Source organism: Sphingobacterium sp. HMA12, from assembly GCF_002933815.1.
Classification (GTDB): domain Bacteria; phylum Bacteroidota; class Bacteroidia; order Sphingobacteriales; family Sphingobacteriaceae; genus Sphingobacterium.
In genome coordinates, this window is record NZ_BEYR01000001.1 from 1,346,942 (window position 1) to 1,368,988 (window position 22,047).

Annotated in this window: 16 protein-coding genes; 9 read left to right on the forward strand and 7 right to left on the reverse strand. The window is 42.5% G+C overall.

The window, feature by feature from the left end:
• The first annotated feature begins 99 nt into the window (after positions 1-99).
• Entirely contained in the window at positions 100-672 is a 573-nt protein-coding gene (locus HMAT_RS05755) for a hypothetical protein (protein ID WP_104381816.1), read from the forward strand.
• Between the two features lie 394 nt (positions 673-1,066).
• Here the strand turns inward: HMAT_RS05755 and HMAT_RS05760 are convergent, their stop codons facing one another.
• The 3 genes from HMAT_RS05760 to HMAT_RS05770 all read right to left on the reverse strand — a co-directional run bounded on the left by HMAT_RS05760 (position 1,067) and on the right by HMAT_RS05770 (position 6,547).
• Positions 1,067-4,939, reverse strand: coding sequence for a SusC/RagA family TonB-linked outer membrane protein (locus tag HMAT_RS05760; protein WP_104381817.1), 3,873 nt, complete (start codon positions 4,937-4,939; stop codon positions 1,067-1,069).
• Positions 4,940-4,979: 40 nt separating this feature from the next.
• A complete protein-coding gene (locus HMAT_RS05765) occupies positions 4,980-6,035 on the reverse strand; it encodes a FecR family protein (RefSeq protein ID WP_104381818.1) in 1,056 nt (351 codons plus the stop codon).
• Between the two features lie 95 nt (positions 6,036-6,130).
• Positions 6,131-6,547 (reverse strand): sigma-70 family RNA polymerase sigma factor, encoded by a 417-nt coding sequence (locus tag HMAT_RS05770; RefSeq protein ID WP_104381819.1) that lies wholly within the window; start codon positions 6,545-6,547, stop codon positions 6,131-6,133.
• A gap of 468 nt (positions 6,548-7,015) precedes the next feature.
• Between HMAT_RS05770 and HMAT_RS05775 the strand changes: the two genes are divergently transcribed.
• The 5 genes from HMAT_RS05775 (at position 7,016) to HMAT_RS05795 (ending at position 12,113) form a co-directional block, all read left to right on the forward strand.
• Positions 7,016-7,516: an RNA polymerase sigma factor gene (locus HMAT_RS05775; RefSeq protein ID WP_104381820.1), complete on the forward strand. Its 501-nt coding sequence runs from the start codon at positions 7,016-7,018 to the stop codon at positions 7,514-7,516.
• A gap of 356 nt (positions 7,517-7,872) precedes the next feature.
• The gene (locus HMAT_RS05780) at positions 7,873-8,133 is read left to right on the forward strand and encodes a hypothetical protein (protein WP_104381821.1); all 261 of its coding nucleotides are present in this window, start codon (positions 7,873-7,875) and stop codon (positions 8,131-8,133) included.
• Positions 8,130-9,464, forward strand: coding sequence for a TolC family protein (locus HMAT_RS05785; protein ID WP_104381822.1), 1,335 nt, complete (start codon positions 8,130-8,132; stop codon positions 9,462-9,464). The genes HMAT_RS05780 and HMAT_RS05785 overlap by 4 nt, the downstream gene beginning before the upstream one ends.
• A 10-nt stretch (positions 9,465-9,474) precedes the next feature.
• Positions 9,475-10,521, forward strand: a complete 1,047-nt coding sequence (locus HMAT_RS05790; protein WP_104381823.1) for an HlyD family secretion protein — start codon at positions 9,475-9,477, stop codon at positions 10,519-10,521.
• A gap of 2 nt (positions 10,522-10,523) precedes the next feature.
• The gene (locus tag HMAT_RS05795) at positions 10,524-12,113 is read left to right on the forward strand and encodes an MFS transporter (protein WP_104381824.1); all 1,590 of its coding nucleotides are present in this window, start codon (positions 10,524-10,526) and stop codon (positions 12,111-12,113) included.
• Between the two features lie 27 nt (positions 12,114-12,140).
• Here the strand turns inward: HMAT_RS05795 and HMAT_RS05800 are convergent, their stop codons facing one another.
• Positions 12,141-12,929 (reverse strand): AraC family transcriptional regulator, encoded by a 789-nt coding sequence (locus HMAT_RS05800; RefSeq protein WP_104381825.1) that lies wholly within the window; start codon positions 12,927-12,929, stop codon positions 12,141-12,143.
• Between the two features lie 363 nt (positions 12,930-13,292).
• Between HMAT_RS05800 and HMAT_RS05810 the strand changes: the two genes are divergently transcribed.
• Positions 13,293-14,096, forward strand: a complete 804-nt coding sequence (locus HMAT_RS05810) for an inorganic diphosphatase (protein WP_158655642.1) — start codon at positions 13,293-13,295, stop codon at positions 14,094-14,096.
• On the opposite strand, the gene HMAT_RS05815 is transcribed toward HMAT_RS05810, so the two are convergent.
• The 3 genes from HMAT_RS05815 to HMAT_RS05825 all read right to left on the reverse strand — a co-directional run bounded on the left by HMAT_RS05815 (position 14,089) and on the right by HMAT_RS05825 (position 15,521).
• Complete coding sequence (locus HMAT_RS05815) at positions 14,089-14,478, reverse strand: hypothetical protein (RefSeq protein WP_158655643.1); 390 nt, start codon at positions 14,476-14,478, stop codon at positions 14,089-14,091. The genes HMAT_RS05810 and HMAT_RS05815 overlap by 8 nt on opposite strands.
• A 91-nt stretch (positions 14,479-14,569) precedes the next feature.
• Entirely contained in the window at positions 14,570-15,016 is a 447-nt protein-coding gene (locus tag HMAT_RS05820; protein ID WP_104381829.1) for an adenylyltransferase/cytidyltransferase family protein, read from the reverse strand.
• Positions 15,017-15,035: 19 nt separating this feature from the next.
• On the reverse strand, positions 15,036-15,521 hold the full coding sequence (locus HMAT_RS05825) for an adenylyltransferase/cytidyltransferase family protein (RefSeq protein WP_199768555.1): 486 nt from the start codon (positions 15,519-15,521) through the stop codon (positions 15,036-15,038).
• Positions 15,522-15,659: 138 nt separating this feature from the next.
• Here HMAT_RS05825 and treY point away from each other — a divergent pair, with 138 nt between their 5' ends.
• On the forward strand, positions 15,660-19,919 hold the full coding sequence (treY, locus tag HMAT_RS05830) for a malto-oligosyltrehalose synthase (RefSeq protein ID WP_104381831.1): 4,260 nt from the start codon (positions 15,660-15,662) through the stop codon (positions 19,917-19,919).
• A 3-nt stretch (positions 19,920-19,922) separates the two neighbouring features.
• Complete coding sequence (gene glgX, locus HMAT_RS05835; protein WP_233789123.1) at positions 19,923-22,043, forward strand: glycogen debranching protein GlgX; 2,121 nt, start codon at positions 19,923-19,925, stop codon at positions 22,041-22,043.
• Positions 22,044-22,047 lie beyond the last annotated feature (4 nt).

A 22,047-nucleotide genomic window follows, 5' to 3' on the forward strand; every position in this document is an offset into this window, starting at 1 on the left:
CATTGAGTGATCTGTCTTTTTTTTAAATGTTTGGGTTCCAAACAAATTAATTCAGCTATCAACAGAAACAAAAGATCGTGCAACACTGTTATAGTGGGCATGAAAGTCTTGATCAGCATATTTTTTATTTTTTTATGCGTTCCCGTTATTGGGCAGACAGGGACCTATCGGCTTGTGACCGCTACAGGTGCTTCAAGTACGATGGTAATCAGATCTATGCAGTCCACTGTCGTTGCAGATGTTTTCGCCTGGTGGAATATCCCTTCAGGTACCCATGGCACCTTTTCTGGGAAAGGTACACGCTTTGGCAATAGCTCTATTATAAAAGAGAAGGACGATCCGAGCTGCACACTAAAATTGACTTTTGTGGAAAAACAGCTTAAAGTTCAATTTTCAGGCTGCAACAGGCAGAATCTAACCGATGATTTTTCCGGTAATTATAATCAACTGACATTGCGAACACATGGCACCTATCGGACCAGACCGGCTAAAACCTATTTTCATAAATATCCAAGACTTACTAAAACACGGAAAAATTATCTCCGAAAAGGAACTCAGGTCCAGGTGGATATTGAAAATATCGTCGATGACCGTTGGGTTTATGTCAATTATCGTGACAACATGGGCAAGGTATCCAGCGGTTATATTTTATGGTCAGACCTGGGACAATAAAACGCTATTTGCTGTTGCAACTTCTGCTTTTGAAATGGTCCTTATCCCGTGCTTCTCGAAGTTTCTCAATACCGTTGCTTGTGCAAACACGTTTCAATAAGAGGAAAGTACCCCAAGAGAGCGGTCTAGCTTATTTAAAATCTGCTCCCGATAGCGGATACCCCATTCGCCCATGGTATCAATGATCTGATGAAGGCCCTTGCCAAATTCAGATGAAATATCTGAAAGCCGGGTTGATGGATTTTCTGAATATAGCAATCAGATCCGGCCTCATGAAGAGTTATTTGTTGCGATGTGATTTTGACGATATCTATTAAAAAGGGAGTTTTAGCTCCCTTTTCTTGTTTTTAAAAACATCTTAACGCAGTTTGATGGGCCGGGAGAAGCATGCAGTTTATTGCTCCCGTTCTTTTAGGTATTCAATCATAGCGTCCAAACTCTGTAATAGTTTCTCACCTTCAAATCCGACCTTACGAAAGCGAATATTTCCTTGGCCATCAAGGATCAACGTCGTTGGAATAGAAGTAATATCAAGTTTACTACTCAGCTTCTTATCCTGATTATAATAGAAAGGAAAATCAAATTGCGGATTGGTCTGTGCCCATTTGTAGGCATCATCCCAGCTATTGCCACTGCCTGAGTTGAGTACAACAAATTTTACTTTTGGATCTTCCGCGTACTTTTTATACACCTGGTGCAGGTAGGGAAAAGAGGCGATGCAGGGCTTACACCAGGTGGCCCAAAAATCTATAATCACAATCTTACCTTCAAAATCTGTCCGGCTTAAAGGTTTTTTGACCATATCCACGATGCTAATTTCCTTTGGAAAAGCTGTATTCCCAATGGTTTGATCAAAGTCTTTATAATAAAGCTGTTTCCATTGCTTGTCCAAATTGTTGAAATAGGCCTGTTGGGCTGATGGGCTTTGGATGCCTCTTTGCTCAACATCTGCCTTTAGAAGCATTTTGATCGCCGGGTCAAAGGGGGCCTGAAGGTACGCGGCTTCCAGTAATGGCTTTGAATGTTGCATGTCACCCCATTGCTGATAGCACTTGGCTATTGCCGTGAGCAAGGGGGCAGATTTTAAGTCGGATACACTTTTGATGAACCATGCTTTTGCTGTTTGACGCTGATTCAACTGGCCAGTAATAAGTCCCTGAATGGCCATCGTCTCGGCTGTGACTGCTTTGATCTTATCTGCCTTGAGCGGATCGTAAGCAACCAGGTAGCCTGTTTCCGGAAAGTAGCGAATCAGGCTTACCGGATAATTAGCGATACTGTCCAATAGGTATAAATTGAAATACCGATAGTTATTGCGGTAGGCGAGATTTGCTGCATTGGCTCCGTTGGCAGTAGCGCGCGGCACATCGGTGATGTCGCCGGGTTTCTGCCAACGGCCCAAGACATACTCATCCAAGTTGGCAAGACCGCCAATGGTCGCGGCCTGAGGCCCATAGCCAATGGAAGGTCCTTCCTGTTTGACAAACTGAAACATAAATCCAAGCGACAGATCACCGTAGGTCAGGTTGTTGCTGAGGCCGCCATAATATTTTGGCATCAACGACCCCAAAGTCACATAGTCCTTAAAATCGCTGATTTTTCCGTCACCATCCACATCCAAAAATTGCGCTATCCCAGTCTGTGTATCCACTCCCGTAAATTGGAATCCGCGCACGATCCGTGTAGACTCACCGATGACATAACTTCTGCTGGCACTGCTGTTTTCCAGGCCTGGATAATCCAATAACGTATTGCTTGGAAAGGTGATGTTAAAATTGGTTTTCCAGATAAACTTATCCTTTTGGATATTGCTGCTGCTCAGTTCAAACTCCAAACCTTTATTTTCAATCAATGCGGGCTGATTACCAAAATACGAGCCAAATCCTGTCTGTGGGGCAAGTACAATATTGATCAGCTGATTATCGGATCTATTGTTGTAATAATTGGCTGTTAGAAATATACGATCTTTTAGGAATCCAAGATCGAGACCGAGCTCTTTCTTTTTTATTTCCTCCCATCCAAAATTGGGATTGAAAACCCGTGTAGGGTAGAGTCCAGCAATGTTTTGATAAGCGAGGCCTGTTCCCCAGGTGTCAAGGTATTGGTAATCGCCGATCTGGTCATTTCCGGTTAAACCCCAGCTTGCACGTAGTTTTCCGAAGCTCAGTATGGTCTGGTTTCGGAGAAAATCTTCACTGCTGAATACCCAGGCAGCACCTACAGAACCAAAATTTCCGTATTTATTATTCGGACCAAAGCGCGACGAACCGTCCCTACGGTAACTAACATTGAATAGGTATTTGTCATCATAGGCATAATTGATACGCCCAAATGCTGACTGATAGCGGTAATCTGCATATTGGTTGTTGCGGACTACAATTATTCCAGCGGCGCCAATATTTTCGAGCTGAGAGTCACTTGGATAACTATTACCATCCAGGTATTTGCCCTCGCTTACCCGTTGCTGCCAGGTACCTCCCAAAAGGAACTTTAATTCATGTTTTCCAAAACTTCTGCTGTAATTAAGCTGTGGTTCAACGATATATGACTGATAATCTGAATTCCCGTAAGAAGCCATCGATCCAGTACTTGTCAAGGGGTTAAAACCCCGCAGGGGCAGTATGGCTGTTTGATCCATACTTTTGAGGTTATAACCAACGCTAAGCTTGGCAATCAATTCAGGCAGAACGGCATATTCAGCGGAAAAATTGGCTAGCAGGGATTTTGATTTTGAAAGGCTCGAGCGTTCCATATAGGCTGCCGGATTCTGTAAGGACTGTTGGAACCAGTAATAGGCTCCCTGTTCGTCATATAAAGGATAATTGGGTGCAAGGTTATAAAATTGGGCGATATCCGTTGGCACACTATTGTTGCGGTCCAGGTTTAAATTAAAACTACCATGTAATTTAAATCGTTGGTCTTTGGATTGTGTCGAAAGATTCAGCAGTCCGCCACCACGTTGATAATTAAGATTACCGGGAAGTGGATCGCCCTGTCTGTTGAAGTTAGCACTGGCAAGATATTGCGTGTATTCATCACCACCGGAAAATGAAAGCTGGTAGGTGGAAAAAGGAGCACTGGCACCATAAAACTGTCGCTGCCAATCGCTGTATGCTGTTGGACTCCAGGTCAGCAGATCTGGTGCATTATCTATTGTTGGTGTAAAGTTGTCGTTTTGGAATGCCTCTCTACGGATCTGTAGATATTGGTCGGTATTCAGCATCTTGAGGTTGCGGATTGCTTTTCCTGCTCCAAGATTCGTATTAAAATCAATTTTCAGTCCATTATTATTTCCTTTTTTTGTTGTGATCAGAATAACCCCATTGCCTCCACGGGAACCGTATATGGCGGTAGCGTCAGCATCTTTTAGGACATCAATACGCTCGATATCTTTGGGGTTAATTAAACTGAGCGGGCTTTGCTTACCATTAGCCGCATTAAATTGATTCATGCTCTCATCAGAAAATGGTATACCATCGATAATATAAAGCGGACTACTGCCATTGCTCAGGGAATTTACACCCCGGAGCTGCACTTGAAAGGAACTACCGGGTAGACCTGAATTGGAAGCAATGTTCAGCCCTGCGACACGGCCTTGTAAGGCAGCAAGCGGATCCAACACAGGCTGAGCCCCAATCTCTTTGCTTGTGATACTGGATACCGATCCGGTGTTTTTACGAATGGAGGAGGTACCATAACCAATGACAACCACCTCATCAAGGTTACCGGGGTCAGCCTCAAGGTTCAGTTCGAGTGGGCCAGCATCCGTAATTTTAACTTCCCTGCTCCGATAGCCTACGGAACTTAACAGAACCACATCATTGAGCTGCAGCCCACGCAGACTAAACCGGCCATTGGCGTCGGTTACCGTGCTGAGGACTTTATTTTTTACCCGTAAGCTGACCCCTTCCAAGGTTAGACCAGCTGTATTACGGACACGGCCCGAGACATCCATCTGCTGCGTTTTAGCCGTTAGGCTACCCTGCAGAACAATGGTATTTTTAACAATATTATAACGGATTCCTTTGGCGGAAAATGCCTGTTTAAGCAGTGTTGGGATATCGGTATCACTGAGATTGACCATTAAGGCAAGATCCGGATTGATTTCATTGGGATCATACACAAAGCGGTAATCGCTACGCTGCTCGATAGACTTGACAAGCTGCTTAAATGGAATGTGATCAGGCGCATTAGTAGGATGCTGGCCAAAGGCATAGCCATTGACATGCATCAGCATGAATAATAGTGCTTTTACAGAGTGTTTCATAGGGTATTAGATTAAAAATACGTTTGTTCGTTGATTTTGGTCAGGGAATAAGCATGAGGTGATCCTTATCGATTTTATAGTTTATGCCCGCAAAATGTAAGATGTGGAGCATTTCCTCAAATGGCTGCTGTTTGCTGATCTTGCCACTGAGGACTTTATTTTTATATGCAGGTGATAGGGTATAGGTAAAGTTGTACCAGCGTGCCAGGTCGGCCATAATTTGCGGTAAAGGGGTCTGATCGAATTCAAAATAACCGTTTTTCCAGGCCGTAAGATCGGGCTGATTGCGCGTACTGTGCAATTGTAGGCTTCCATTGCTCAGGTCCAACTCAATCTTTTGACCGGGAAGCAAGACCTGTTGGTGGTCCACGTTTGTCACCTGTATTTTTCCCTCATCCAGTTGTGTGGTTAACATTGGGCTCTCGCTTTTATAGAGACGCACATTGAACGCAGTTCCCAGGGCTTCAATTTTTGTTCCCTGCACGTTGACAATAAAAGGTTTGTCTTTATTTTTGGCAACCTTAAAATAGGCTTCACCTTGAAGGAATACGGAGCGGTTCTGTTGGTTATAATGTTCGGCGATTTCCAGTCTACTATCCGCATTTAACCATACGGTGGTTCCATCGGGGAGCTGCATTTGGTATTCTTGCCCCTTTTTTGTCTGAACAGTCCATTTTTGGGGTCCGTGCAGGTCAGCCAATGTGTTACTCAGATGTTGCTTATCGTTCAGCGTGATCAGCTCATTGCCAATCAGTAAATCGGCCTGAAACTGTCCGACACTAAAAGGAAGTGGCTGTTGTCGCAGGCGTTGGTTGTCAGGCAAAAAATAAATTGCGAGTCCCGCTGTTAAGAGAACCACAATGCTGGCGGCTACCTTTAGATAGGCCCGCTTGCGGCGTTTGGCAGCTGATTCGGTAGCAAATAGGGTATTCTGAAAGTGTAGATCTTCGACCGTGAGGTTAAGTTCAGGGATTTCTTTGTTATTGTTCTCTTTCGAAAGAGCATTGTACCAACTTTCGACAAGAGCAATCTCTTCGGCACTGCATAAGCCCTGCTTATATTTTAATAATAATTGTTTAGTTACTAGTTGCTTCATGGGCAGTTGTGGTGTTTACTGCTTAGAAGACAGGGAAAGGCAGCTTTAGTGGTAGAAAAAAATGAAAATAGTGCGTATTTTTTTTCGAAGCAAAATTAATGATAACTCCGTTGTTCATAACGACTTTTTTTGAAGATGAGTGCCATTTTACGGGGAAGGTGCTCAATGGCATCTTCGATTTGCTGCACCAATTCCTTCTCCCTTAATAATTCGTCAGGCATGATTTCAAAGACTGGAGCCCTATGCTCAAGATAGCTTTCATATTTTCGCCCTACATCCTGACTGGCCATGCGGTTGATCACCAGGTTACGCGCCGAACGAAAAAGATAAGCCCGGTAAGAATGCTGGATCTCTAGCCGGTCCATTCTGTCCCAAAGGTTGGCAAAGATCTCCTGCACAATATCGCGGGCCTCATCGCGATCATCCAACATCCGAAAAACATGCACATACAACTTCACCCAGTTTTCTTCGTAAAGCTGAGTAAACAATCGTCTGACATGATCTACATTCATGGAAATGGCTTAGTTAAGTGTTGATTTATCAAATTTAGGGTTTATTTTTAGGAAAGGCAATTTATGTTGGATTTAAACGGCGAGCCTATCCTAAAGATTTCACCAAGCTGCAGCTTTTTTACGACTTTTCAGATGATAGGAGTTGTCCACTTTTTTAGGCAGCACGCTAACAAATACTTTATATTTTTACGCCTTAGCTACGTACTTCATACGTTTTCCATCTGGCTTATTACTTAATTATCTTTTATCCTAATTAGTTAATTTTTAAATGTTTTAAGCAAAAATATACTAAAAAATGCTCATTAACTAGCCGTATGCTAAGTTTTTTCCATAAAAACGTACTTCTACGTTAACGGATAATGGGAAGATGATGGGCTAAAAGATCATCATATACTAGCACTCTTATTGATACCTTCTTATGAAATCAACTTCAAATAATAGCAATATAGACAAGATAGAGGAAAAGTTATGAACAATTACAATCTAAACGTACTGATCAAGGAAAAAAGAGGGTTATTAAATCATTTTGCTGCTAAATTCACAAATGACCCGGATGAAAAGGAGGATCTAATTCAGGAAACTTGGATCAGGGCCCTAAAATCCCTGGATAATTTTGTGCAGCACCCCAAGTTAATGAGCTGGCTGTATGTTATTATGAAACATACTTACATAAACAAATACCGTAAAGCAAAGCGTGTCAGCGAAATCCAAGATACGTACATTGGCTTAGAAGAGACCAATACGAGTGTACATAACAAAGGGCTTAATAAATTTATAGCTGAAGACATCGAAAAAGCGATGTGTAGTCTTACAACTGAAAATTATGAAATCTTTCGTTTATTTTTAGAGGGCTATAAATACCATGAAATCGCCAGTTACTTTAATATGCCGGAGGGTACGATCAAAACTCGAATTCATATGTCCCGAAAAAAATTACAAAAACAGCTTAAACTCTATAAATTGAATTAACGAGCTACTTCACTATAATAAGGAAAGAGCCAAATGTTTCGCACATTTGGCTCTTTCTTTATGTGGAATCTGCGAAATAAACCTTAGAATGCCCAATAAAAATTGTACCAGCGTTAACATGGAGGGATATCTTTGTCTTGTTCCAACTGCATTGAACCAGATTGTACGTAAACTTCTGCATAGCGCCTCTGCTAGCGGCATAATCTAACACTATCGGCTTTCTATTTCCATGCCCTGGTATAGCGAAAAAAAAATTAACTAATGGATTGGCCAGATTCAGCCAAATTTAGGCCAATTATATAAAATCTTCGGGTAATCTTGCTGATAACTTTGTGCAAAGCATTAAAAAGTTTATCATGAAAAAAAACACACAAAAGAATACCATAAAATCCGTTCCGGATAAAGCAGTAGATCTAATAGCCAACGCCGAGCAAGAAGGCAGTGATCAAATTGACAGATTTCATTTCAATTATGCCGGAATGTATCTATTTCCATTATTCCCGATGGGAGATCTGACCCTTGTTTTATATGAATTGAAACGGGCCTGGAAGAATTATTCAGCTCATCACCAGCATAGTAAACATAAAGATATTACTGATAAAGGAGCTGCGAAATGAAGTACCAATTATCTCTTATGTCGACCGCTTTGAGTATTATCTTGTTGTTGCAGTCCGTCAATGCACAGGAAAGAGATACGACGGAGACCATGAGTCTGGCAAAAATATGGGAATTGGCCAGCACATACAACCAACAGTTAAAGCTGCAGGGGCTCAGACAGGTGGCTGCGCGTCTGGCTGTTATCGAAGCGAAAGATCGATACCTGCCCACCCTTTCTCTTACGGGAGATTTTAAACTTAACACGAAATTCCTCTTGTACCCGAATGGACTGTTTTCCACAGCACAGGATGTACCGGTGCAGACTTATGGCTATGGCTTGGGCTACAACCTAAACCTTAATCTCTATAACGGTGGTCTGGATAAAGGAAATGTTAAAATAAAGGAGGAAGAACAATTAGCCAGTCACTTTGCATACGAACTGCAGCATAGCAACATCAAATATTTGGCGGCTATTGCTTATTATGAGCTGTACAAACTGATGGAATTCAATAATTTCATCGCCAGCGAAATAACAGCGGAACGTCGCCAGTTAACAATCATTGAAAACCTGTATAAGAACGGCATAGTCCTAAAAAGCGATGTGCTACGAATTGCTGTTAAACTGGACAATTTGGAACTTAGTCAGTCAGAGGTGCTCAAAAAAATGGACGTTAACAAACAAAAACTGAATGTGCTCATGGGACGGGAAGAAATGGAATCCCTTCGGATAACGGCTCAGGAAAACCTATCTGCTAGTCAACATACGGGATGCAGTTACCCAGACTATGTTGATCTGGCCGCCCAGCAGTCTCCCGAGTTTAAAATCCTTGAGTCTGCTGTTAAAACCAGCGAATTACAGGTCAAACAAGTAAAATCTGGCACATTACCCAAACTCTTCCTGTATTCGAATTATAGCTACAGCTATCCACAGATTTCCTTCTATCCCTACAGCAATGATCTGTGGGGATTTGGACAGACGGGACTCAAAATGCAATGGTCGATTGACAATGCAATTAAAAGCAAACATACTGTCGCACAGACGAAGCTATATAACGATGAGCAACGCGCCATTTTACAGGTTAAACGCGAGGAGGTCAATCTAAAGATCAGGGAGATTTTTCTACAGCATCAGCAGGCCGCACAGCGTGTAGCAACAGCTGAAAAAAATATTGCACAAAGCACCGAGGCTGTCCGTGTTATTAAAAACAGTTACCTCAATCAGGAATCACTATTGACGGATCTTCTGGAAGCGGAAAATATGCTATTAGAAGCGAAATTTAAGCGCGTAACTGCCTTGGTCGAACTAAAACTGAACAGTATCCAACTGCAGGCTATTACCGGAACACTCTAAAACATATGTTATGAACAAGAATAAAATAGATAAGATTGTCGTCATGACGACCAAGTATATCGGCATTGCCCTGCTTATAGGCCTGCTGTTTTGGGCAATATGCTATTTATGGCAGAATTTTAAGTACGAACAGACCAATGATGCACAAGTAGATGCTTACCTATCGCCGATAAACGTTAAAGTGGGCGGATATATCAGTAAAATCTTCTATAAAGACAACCAGTATGTACATCAGGGCGACACCCTTGTCCTGATTGAAAAAGATGAATACTGGTTAAAGCGGGAAGCTGCCGCGGCGGAATTACAAAGTTCACGTGCAAAACTACCCATCTTAGCCGCAAATGAGGAAACACAATCCAAAAACATTGCAGTGATAAGCGCCCAGCTGACCGGTGCACAGGCCAAACTCGATCAGCAACATAAAGAATATGAACGGTACAAAAGCCTGCTAGCAGAAGAATCAACGACGCAGCAAAAGTTCGATATCGTAAATACAGCCCTTATCAGCCAGCAATCTGACTACGCACAAATACAGGCTTCGCTGCAAGCCGCTGCAGCAAAACTCAAGGATATACAGGCTCAGCGGGCCGCCATTGCTGCCGAAATTAACATCAAAACAGCACTCCTGGATCGGCAGGAACTGGATCTTCGATACACGGTGATTAAAGCACCCTTTGATGGCCGGATTGGTAAAAAAAACATTCAGCAAGGACAGCTGGTGCAGCCGGGACAGACCTTAGCATTTTTACTTAATGAGGCTGACAAGAAATGGGTGATTGCCAATTTTAAGGAAACACAGATCAAATCATTTTATATTGGTCAGCAGGTCAGCATCAAAGCAGATGCTTACCCAGACGAAGTATTCTCGGGAGTGATCGAATCACTTTCACCAACTACAGGAGCACGTTACTCACTCTTGCCTCCGGATAATGCTACAGGAAATTTTGTTAAAATCACGCAGCGAATACCTGTCAGAATTGAATTGACAGATGCACCTCGAAAGCTGGAAAAGCTTTCTCCTGGGATGAATGCCAATGTTTATATCTTATCCAAATAACGATGGAAGCACATAAAATACCGCTGTTTAGACATTGGGTTTCGGAAGGATTAGCCCGGATGGTCATCTTTGCACTATTAATGATATCGCTGTGTTGTTTTGCCTTGTACAGCAATCCCGTAGCCGTAATGGGATTTTACGGGATTGATGCTACTGCCATGCAATACGGCATGGTGGTCATTTATGGTTCAACAGTAACATTCTTGGCTTTGGATTTCCGTATTGTAAAATATTTTGCATCAAGAAACTATCTGCTACTGGGAATCGGTATCAACGGAGCTTGTTCGCTGATCTGTTTTTACACCAGAGATTGGACAGTTTTTCTGGCCGGACAGTTTTTACAGGGAATTACCTGTGCGCTGCTGTCAGGGATTGTGCTCAACCTAATTTTTCCACGACTGGAATCGACGCGTGCAAGAGTAATAGGTTATACGATTTTATATGCCGGAATCCAGATTTCTGTTCCACTATATGCGATTTATTGCAGTGCTGTCCTCTATGTCAGGGATTTTAACTGGCTCTTTTATGGTGTCCTGGTTCTACTTTTGCTACTCGGTCTGATCGTGCTCACTACCATGCACCCAACCGCCAGATTACATAAGAAAGTGCCTTTGTACCAAGTGGATTGGATAGGTTATGTTTATTATACCTACATCACGCTATCCTTTGGATATATCCTGATATATGGCCGGCAGCTTGGCTGGTTGGATAGTCCACGCATTAAAATGCTTAGCATTATTTTAATTATCGTGCTCCTACTTTTTGGCCTGCGTGAAATGCGGTTAAAACGGCCTTTAATCAACCTCCGTATTTTTAGGGCAAAAAATTTTGTATTCGGACTACTTTTACTGGTGATTTTCTACCTCTTTAAGGGAAGTACAGCATTGACCTATTCCTATGTAGAAACAACTTTAACAACAGATTCCTTACATACAATACCCCTCTGGTCGGCGGTGATAATAGGAACAGTGCTCAGCATGTCTGTGACAGCTCGTTTTGTGCTGATGGGAACCAATTTGTTCCGGTTAATGCTGACCGGATTTATGTTGATGGCGCTCTACTATGGTTATATGTTGTTGTTTGTTTCAGTTGCAGGGGATACCAACGACTTTATCTTACCGATGTTTATTTACGGTCTTGCCACAGGTAGCCTCTTTGTGCCGATTGTATTTTTCACGGCTTCGGCAGCTCCGCCAAGGATAGCATTGCATGCTTCCTTATTAGGTATCTTTGCCCGCTTTATTGGTTTCTGTTGTAGCATGGCCTTTAACAATGAACTGCAACTGTATACAAGGGCTTCCATAAATGAAAAGTTACGCGAGACGCTGACAGTAACAAACCCACTAATAGGCATGGTATTTCAAGATCTACAAAACACCTATTTAAATACAGGAAATGACATGTATGTAGCGAAGAGTGCGTCAGATTTTCTCTTTAGTAAAATGATCAAACAACAGGTATTCGCACGGGCGGTGCGGGATTATTATGATATCATGCTTGTCTTACTTCTTCTTGTCGTCGTCATGTTGTTGCTACTGCCGAGTATTCGAAATGTTAGTTTAAAACTTCGAAAAAAGAATGTTCCATATTGAGTAAAGTAAAGTAAAAACAGGCTGCTCTTACCGCAACTTAGTGCGAAAATCCGAAGGCCGGATATTGGTCAGCTGAAAAAAGGTATTGCTAAACGCTGAAATATTAGAGTAGCCCACCTGATAGGCGATCTCGCTTACAGAAAAGCTGGTATCCTTCAGGAGTTCCATCGCGCGTATGACACGTAGCATCTTGAGGTATTGTATAAAAGAGAGGTGCAGATGCTGCTGAAAGAGTCTGGTCAAACTTCGGACACTAAGACCGAATTTTTGGGCAGATTCTTCCAGGTTTAAAGGTTCACCAATGCGTTGACGCATATCATCTATAATGGTAACAACGCGCTTATCATCCGTGGTCGGCAACTGAATGGAAAATTTTTGTAAGTTTTCACGAGCGAGCAACTTCTTCAGTGTAGACATCAATTCATACTCCCAGCAACCAACAAAATAATTTCCTTGCCAGTTTTCACTAAAAGCGAGCAATTCAGCTAATACCCTACTGACGGGATAGATACCAAGCTGTTTGTAGAACGCATCCTCATTATTATCAGACGGAAAATAAATATTGATAATATGAAGATCCTGTGTATTATACATCAGGTTATGCGCAAAGTTCCCCGGGATCCATATATAATGGTTTGAAGGAATATAATAATCTCTTTCTGCAGTCTGAAGATAAGCGATACCACCAAAAACAAGTAGCAGCTGTCCCTTGACATGTTGATGTGCCGGCAGTTTCTGCTCCGTTTGCTGACGCATAACCAATATGGACTCAGGATACTCATCAATGTTTTTTGAAAGTTCATTTACATATTCCATCCGTGCTTCAAATTTCTAGCCTTCATCCGAAACAAGTTCTGATCTCTTTTCTCGGTATAGTAGTTTACATTAATTCATTAATTGTCCAGCATGATTATTAATGATATGCAATATTACGGTTTCAGTTTCGATAGAGCAAAATTTTTCTGTGCGTTCCAATTTGCTCAAAAACCTTCTGCCAGCAAGAAATGGCATTGGCAACTTCGATCGTTTGATAATAAACGTTATTCCATTGACTCGAAGCGAATTGTGCCATTTAACCGAATTGTCTCTGAAAACAACTAAACTATTTCTTCACTATAGCTGTTCTTTCGTTAATTAGCTTAGACATATACGCAAGTTTGATCCCTATTCGATATGATTATGAAACACTTCAATTGCACAATTGAAACCCCAAAGCACTCCAATGCCAAATACAATTATGATCCACACTGTGGTGGATTTGTACTGGCCAAATATCTTCCAGTGGGCTTCGTTTTCCCTTACGATTTTGGCTTTATACCGGGTACTCTAGGTGAAGATGGTGATCCGCTCGATGTTGTAGTTATTTCTGAACAAGGTACTTTCCCAGGCTGTATATTGTCTTGTCGGGTAATTGGTGCAATTAAAGCTGTGCAAAAGGACGATGCGGGCAATGAAATTGAAAATGACAGATTTCTGGTTGTACCGGAGGCTTCTAAAATCCTAGAAAATGTACAGCGAGTAGTGCAATTACCTGAAAAATTACTCGAAGAGTTGCAGAACTTTTTCGTTGCCTACAATAAATTGGAGGGTCGGCATTTCCAGCTTAAAAAGATATTGAGCGCAAAAGATGCCATTAAAGCAATCGAAGTCGCCAAGAATAATGTAGCACCTACAAATAAAATAGAAATTTTTGTCCCATTAAGCAATAATGAAGGCAATTCGTTTCCAGATTATCTTTACAAAAATATCAAAAGGCAATTAATCAGAGATTTTGGCGGAATGACAGTTTATAAGCGAACGCCTGCAGAAGGTATCTGGGCTAATGACAGCAAACAACAGATTAAAGATGAATTGGTCGTATACGAAGTCATGGTATCAGAAATAGACTGCTCGTATTGGACGGAATATAAACACAAACTCGAACAGCAATTTGGCCAGAAAGAACTTGTCATACGGCAGAGTCCGATGGGATTAATTACATAAGGGAAGGACAAATTGGAATACCTCTTATCAAGGAAAACATATTGGATGGATCTGAATCAATTACTAAAATGGCGTCGATATCATGTCTGCAACGCTGCGACGCCGAAAACTGCTCTTTTTCAACAAGGAGGACAATTGGGGTATCAGGAAAATAATCATGGGTAAACGAAAAAAAAAGACGACTATCTTTATAAACGATACGATAATCTATTAATAATAGCGCTATCTCGTCTGGATAAAACAATTGGCTGCCGACTGTTTCAATAGAAGGCCCTTCAAGTACAATCCTTGCAGGGCTTTGTGAATCGTGTTCAAAAAGTATGCGGTAAGCACAACGCAGCTTACGAACATTAGAAATAATTGCAGTATTGATTTTTTCCATAATATAATATACTATCATGACCTTTTTTCTAATCCAAACAATCCGTCAGATGATCGTTACAGTATTTTTGGTCAAATCTGGCCTGAGTACATTAAACGGATCTACTAAAAATTTTCGTTGCCTTTTCTAGCTCTTTTTCGCTGACAATCTTCCGCAAGGACTGACTTGAAAAGCGATTTTTCCGTTTGGTATAAACGATTTCTATCCCTTCCGCAACGCAATAATCCCGACCCTCAAAATCACGTATTCTGTAGTCCTCACTGACAAATATTTTGTGAATAGGTAATGATTGGAGCATATCCGAAATATCATCATCCGACTCGTATGGAACGATTTCGTCCACAAACTGGCATCCTTCTAACTTAATAAACCGTTCGACTATGGTCTGTGCAGCCATATAGTCATTTGAACATTCATTATTCACATCTGTTTTAAGTCCGACAATTAAATAGTCACATTGTCGTTTTGCTTCTTGCAAGGCCACAATATGTCCGACATGCAACATATCGAATACACCAAATATTATTCCGATAACCATTTCTTGCTATTTTAATTTATTATGCATTTTTTCTTTGTAAAGGATAATTGCCTGTGTCGTTCAATTTAACAACAGCACCTTGAGCGTGTTCTTGTTTTGTCGCAATGATCTTACGGAGTGAAGAACTTGAAAATCTATTTTCGCGTCTATTAAAATATAGTTTAATGCCTTTTTCTTCACAATACTGCCGACCAGTAAATTTCTTATCCATATATTCATCTCCTAAGATGCGTACATGTACTTTGTAGGAACGCAGTACATCCTCAAGGTCTTGCTCTGTTGCATAGGGGATGATCATATCGACATGTTTACAGGCTTTAAGTTGCATGTAACGTTCGAAAACGCTCTGTGTTGGTTTGTTTTTCCCGGGTCGGTCTAATGTAGGGTCGGTCTGTAGCCCACATATTAAAAAGTCACACTGCTCTTTGGCGTCCTCCAACATTTTAACATGACCTGCATGCAAAAGGTCAAAAGCAGAAAATGTAATTCCTATCTTTTTCATCATTATATTACTATTAAATCGTGTAAACTCTTTGTTTTATCAGGAGGAGAACGTTGCAAAAAATAAAATCGTTTTAATTTTAAATTATTTTTTTAACAAGTTGAAATACAACACTTAAAATGAAAATAAACTTTTTTTTTATTGATAAGTCGAACTAATTTTACTGGGCAGCGTTCTGATGTAAATCAAAAATCAAGCGAAGCCATGCATGCAAAAGGACTAGAATCTATATCCCCTCATACGACCTATAGGATCCAATTTCATAAAGATTTTAATTTTAGCCATCTCGAAGCCGCACTTTCTTATTTGCAGCAACTCGGTGTAGATACGATTTACGCTTCACCGATCTTGACATCTACACCGGGCAGCAGGCATGGTTATGACGGTATCGACGTAAATCAACTAAATCCCGAATTGGGAACGCTTGCCGATCTGCGGCGTATCCGCAAAAAGCTCGACCAATATGGCATAAAATGGCTTCAGGATATTGTGCCCAACCACATGGCCTTTCATACCGCGAATGCCTGGTTGATGGATATACTTGAATTTGGAAAAGCCTCCCGCTACAGGAGCTATTTCGATACTTGTTATCATGGCAATATGTTTGCCCCGGGCAAATTAATGGTACCAGTCTTAAAAACGGAGCTACAGCAAGCAATCAAAGAGGGTGAGCTCGCTGTAGTGCGGCATGATGATAAATTATACCTGCGATATGGAAGTGATCGCTATCCGCTCAGTCCTGAATCCTATTGCAGCATTCTGGCGGACCAACTAAAAACAGTGCATAATGATTTCAACGGATTTCTCGTCCAGGTAAATACGGTACAGGCAAACGGAAACCAGGAAGAATGGAACACGTTGCGTTCGATCGTGTTTTCACATATTTCAAACCATATGCTTGAAGGATGCCTTGAGGCCTTTAATAATTCACCTGAAAGCCTACAAGAACTGGCAGATGCTCAATTTTACGAATTATGCCCATGGTGGGACACGCAACAGCGCATAAATTATCGTCGCTTTTTTACAGTCAATGGACTGATCTGCTTGAATGTACATGATCCTAAAGTCTTTGAGCAAACACATCAACTGGTAAGGCAAATTATGCAGGAGGGTTTAATAGACGGGGTACGTATCGACCACATTGATGGATTGTACAACCCAACGCAATATTTGAAGGATTTACGCGCATTGTTAGGACCTGAGTGTTATATCGTGGCCGAAAAGATATTGGAACAAGATGAGAAATTACCACAGATATGGCCGATACAGGGAACAACTGGCTATGAATTTTTATCAGCATGCAATAATCTCCTGACTTGTAGTAAAGGCAAGAAAAAACTAAATTCTTTCTATAAACAACTACTTGGTGAACAAAAACCTTTGAAACTTCAGGAGCTGGAGAAGAAAAAGAAAATCCTCTCGGTATACATGCAGGGTGAAATAGCTAATCTCGTACGCTTGCTGGCAGACTTGCTCGACGATAAATCCAACCTGAACAGACATCTATTAGCGGCTATTGTGCAGGCATTCTTGGCTAATTTTCCTGTTTACCGCATTTACGATGATCATTTTCCGTTGTCGCGGCAGAGCTATCGGATAATCACCACTATTTTTAAAAAGCTGCATGCCGATCCAGACTTGGATGCCCGCATCTTGGCACGGGTCTGGGCCATTTTCAAGATTGCACAGGAGGGCGATAGCCCGACGTATAAAGATGAGCTTATGCAATTTTTGTCACGTTGCATGCAGTTTACTGGCCCGGTCATGGCGAAGGGTATTGAAGATACATTGATGTACACGTACAACCGCTTTATTGGCCATAATGAAGTGGGTGACCATCCGGCTAACTTTGGCATCAGCATCGGCCGATTTCACAAGACGATGGAAAAGCGACAGAAATACTGGCCATTGTCGCTTAGTGCATCCTCAACACACGATACCAAAAGGGGAGAGGATGCTCGCTGTCGGTTATCGGTGCTCACGGCCATGGCCGGTAAGTGGATTAATCAGGTGCAGATCTGGCAGGACATCGTATGGAACGAGTACAGACGTGATCTTCCCCATCCCAATGACGAATATTTTATTTACCAAACTTTAGTAAGTTCATATCCCTTTGGTTCACCAGAAGCTGAATCAGAAGGAGCGTTTGAAAAACGATTTTTGGATTATTTGGTTAAATATCTGCGCGAAGGCAAGGAGCGGTCGAGCTGGGAAAGACCCAATGAATCCTATGAGGCTATTGTAGCAGATTTCGCACGTTTCCTGCTGAACAAAGAGCGACCTTTTTTTACAAGTTTTTATCAGTTCTTACAGGAAATAATAGATTTTGGAATTATTAATTCCCTAGTCTTACAGGTACTGAAATTTACGGCTCCGGGTGTGCCTGACATCTATCAGGGATCGGAAGTATGGAACCACAGTTTTGTCGATCCTGACAACCGAAAACCGATTGATTATACACGTCTTAAGTCCATATTGGCCAACATAGAGGCACCCACCAAAAGTCATGGGTTAGAATCACTATGGCAACAACGGCATAATGGAACCATTAAACTGGCATTGGTCAGGGAGCTGACAAGACTTCGAACTAGTTGCCCCACGTTATCCACAGAAAGCAGTTACATCAAACTTAAGGTCGTCGGCACCTATAAAAAAAATATATTAGCCTTTGCACGCAAATATGGCGATGATTGGCTGGTGGTGGTCGTTCCTCTACGCCTTGCTGCTATAGGTAAAGCATCTCATTTTGTTTCAGGCACCTTTAACTGGCTGGATACCAAAGTGCAACTACCTACAGTTGATTCGCTGAAATGGCAGCATAAACTGGTAGAGGTGGAAGGTGATGAAACAGAAATTCCTGTCGGAAAAATAATAAAAAATATACCCTTAGCACTTATTCAATATAAAGATAAACCAAAAAAAAGAAGTGCCGGCGTATTGATGCACCTTAGTTCGCTACCTGCCGACTATGGTATCGGTGACATGGGTATCGAAGCGCGCCGTTTTGTCGATCAGCTGCAGGCAAGCGGTCAATCCTGGTGGCAAACGCTACCTTTGGGCCCAACAGCAGAAGCGCAGGGGCATTCTCCATATAGTACGCTCAGTGCCTGGGCCGGTAACCCGCTTTTTATTGATCTGCAAGCACTGGTTAAAAGGCAGCTGCTGACAAAACAGGAATTGCGTGGGGTCAGAACAACAGTCTCAGGAACGATCAATTTTCAAGCGGTCAGCGAAGCGAAATATGAGCTGTTAAAAAAAGCCTATGCACGTTCGGGCATGGACAGTGTGGCTTTTGATAAATTCTGCCATGAGGAAGCAAATTGGCTGTGGGATTTTGCCCTTTTTATGGTATTAAAAAAACAATATAATAACCAGCCTTGGTACGAATGGCCTGAAAAATATAGCGCGAGGAATCAAGAGTCGCTGGATCAATTCGAGAATGAACATGCCAATGAGATCCGGATGGTGAAATGGTGGCAGTATCTCTTTTTTCAACAGTGGAATGATTTACGTCATTACTGTACCGACCGTGGCATACGCCTACTGGGTGATATCCCATTTTACGTTAATTACGATTCAGCAGACGTATGGGCCAATTGTCGTTTCTTTGCGCTTGACGGAAGCGGCAAACTGCTTTCGATTGCTGGTGTACCGCCCGATTATTTTAATGATCAGGGACAACTCTGGGGCATGCCAGTCTATCGTTGGGAGATACTTAAAAAGACGGGATACCGCTGGTGGATTGAGCGATTGCGCCATAGCTGTAAACTATTTGACCAAGTCCGGCTGGATCATTTTCGAGCTTTTTCGGCCTATTGGGAGGTTGCCGCTGGAGAACAGACGGCCAAAAACGGGCAGTGGTCTAAAGGACCGGGGTCAGATTTTTTCGATCAGGTGAAGACTGAGCTAGGAGCAATGCCATTTGTCGCGGAAGACCTCGGCGATATAGACGCACTGGTGTATACACTGCGTGACCGCTACCATCTACCGGGAATGAAGGTGCTGCAATTTGCTTTTGGTGACGATATGGCGCGCTCACTGCATACCCCACACCAGTACGAAAATCACTGTGTAGCCTATACTGGTACACATGACAACAATACAACATTTTCTTGGTATAATCAAGAAATTGATCAGCAAACCCGCACAAGAATAGATCGCTATATGGGAAGGCCCATCGACACACACACAGTGAATGAATCTTTTATCCGCATGCTGTATGCCTCAGTCGCGAATACGGTTATCATACCCATGCAGGATATTTTGGGTTTAGATGGTTCATCCCGTATGAATCGTCCAGCTAGTACAGCTGGCAATTGGCTATGGCGGATGGAAAAACAGGCCTTTCATAAAAAACTAGCGAAAAAATTACGTCACTATACGCAAATTTATAATAGATAATTCATGATGGAACCAAAAATTTATACAGGATCGCCTTACCCGCTCGGGGCAACATTTGATGGTAAGGGCGTAAATTTTGCGCTATTTTCAGCGCACGCTGAAAGTGTTGAGCTTTGTTTATACGATGACACGGAAGAAACGGTTGAAATTGCCAGAATCAACTTAAACGAGAAAACTCATCAAGTCTGGCATATTTATCTAGAAGGACTAAAACCCGGGCAATGCTATGGCTACCGAGTACACGGACCCTATGAGCCGGAGCGGGGGCACCGTTTCAATCCCAATAAATTACTGATAGATCCCTATGCCAAGGCAATATCGGGTACTGTACAATGGAATGACGCCCTTTTTGGTTATGGTATTGGTAATGAAGATGGGGATCTGAGTTTCGGGGATGCCGACAGCGCTCCGTACGTTCCTAAATCGGTCGTTGTCGACAATAGCTTTGACTGGGAAGATGACCGGCCACCATGTATATCAATGCATCAAAGCATTATTTACGAGGTGCATGTCAAAGGATTCACTGCGCTTCACCCAGATATCCCCAAAGAAATCAGAGGTACATATGCCGGCATGGGGCACCCCGTAGCGATCGCTTATCTAAAAGAAATGGGAATAACTGCAGTTGAACTACTGCCTGTCCACCATTTCCTGACCGATCGCCATTTGAAGGATAAGGGTCTTAGCAATTATTGGGGCTACAATTCTGTCGGTTTTTTTGCACCAGATGTGCGCTATTCATCCAATGGGACGCGTGGTCAGCAGGTGACCGAATTCAAAAATATGGTAAAGTCACTACATGCAGCCGGAATTGAGGTTATACTGGATGTGGTATACAATCATACGGGCGAGGGAAATGAAATGGGTCCTACACTTTCGTTCCGGGGAATTGATAATGCTGCCTATTATCGCTTGGCTGAGGATGAGCGGTACTACATGGATTTTACGGGAACAGGCAATACCCTCAATGCGCGGCAGCCAAATGTACTGCGTATGATTATGGACAGCCTGCGGTATTGGATACAGGAGATGCATGTAGACGGCTTTCGGTTTGACTTAGCCTCTGCATTGGCCCGCGAACTACATGACGTAGATAAGTTGAGTTCTTTCTTTGATGTTATCCACCAGGATCCAATTATCTCGCAGGTCAAACTGATCGCCGAACCTTGGGACATTGGCGAGGGTGGTTATCAGGTGGGTGAGTTTCCACCAGGATGGGCCGAATGGAATGGAAAATACCGCGACTGTATACGCGATTACTGGATCGGCGCAGACAGCATGATCGGTGAATTTGCCAATCGCCTTACCGGCTCCTCGGACCTCTATAAAGGGGATAACCGTACCCCCTCAGCCAGCATCAACTTTATCACTGCACATGATGGCTTCACGCTGAACGACCTTGTTTCCTATAATGATAAACACAACGATGCCAATGGCGAAGATAACAACGATGGGGATAGCCACAACCGCTCATGGAACTGTGGCGCGGAAGGTCCCACAGACGACCCTGCGATCAATAATCTGCGTGCAAAACAAAGACGGAATTTATTGACCACGCTCTTTCTCTCTCAGGGAGTACCCATGTTGGTCGCTGGGGATGAATTTGGAAGAACACAGCAGGGTAACAATAATGCATACTGCCAAGATAATGCTATCTCTTGGCTCGATTGGGAAAAAATGGATATGTCATTGCTCAACTTTACCAAGGCATTGATTGCTTTCCGACGAGAGCACCCAACCTTGTGCCGGCGCAAATGGTTTCAGGGGGTGCCGATCCGTGGCACAGGGCTAGAGGATATTGTCTGGTTTCTTCCGGACGCAACGGAAATGGACGACTCACATTGGCAGGATGATTTTGCACGATCCCTAGCGGTATTTTTAAATGGCAAGGGGATACGATCGGTCGACCAAAACGGCACAAAGATCACTGACAGACACTTCTACCTTATTTTTAACGCGTATTGGGCGGATGTTGAATACAAACTTCCGGATCATAAATATACTTCCTCCTGGTCCAAAGTGTTGGATACAAACATGGATACCGTAATGGAACACGCAACATTTGGAGCAGAGGAGACTGTTGTCGTTCGGCCTCGCTCCATATTGGTGTTTATATCCAACTAAGATA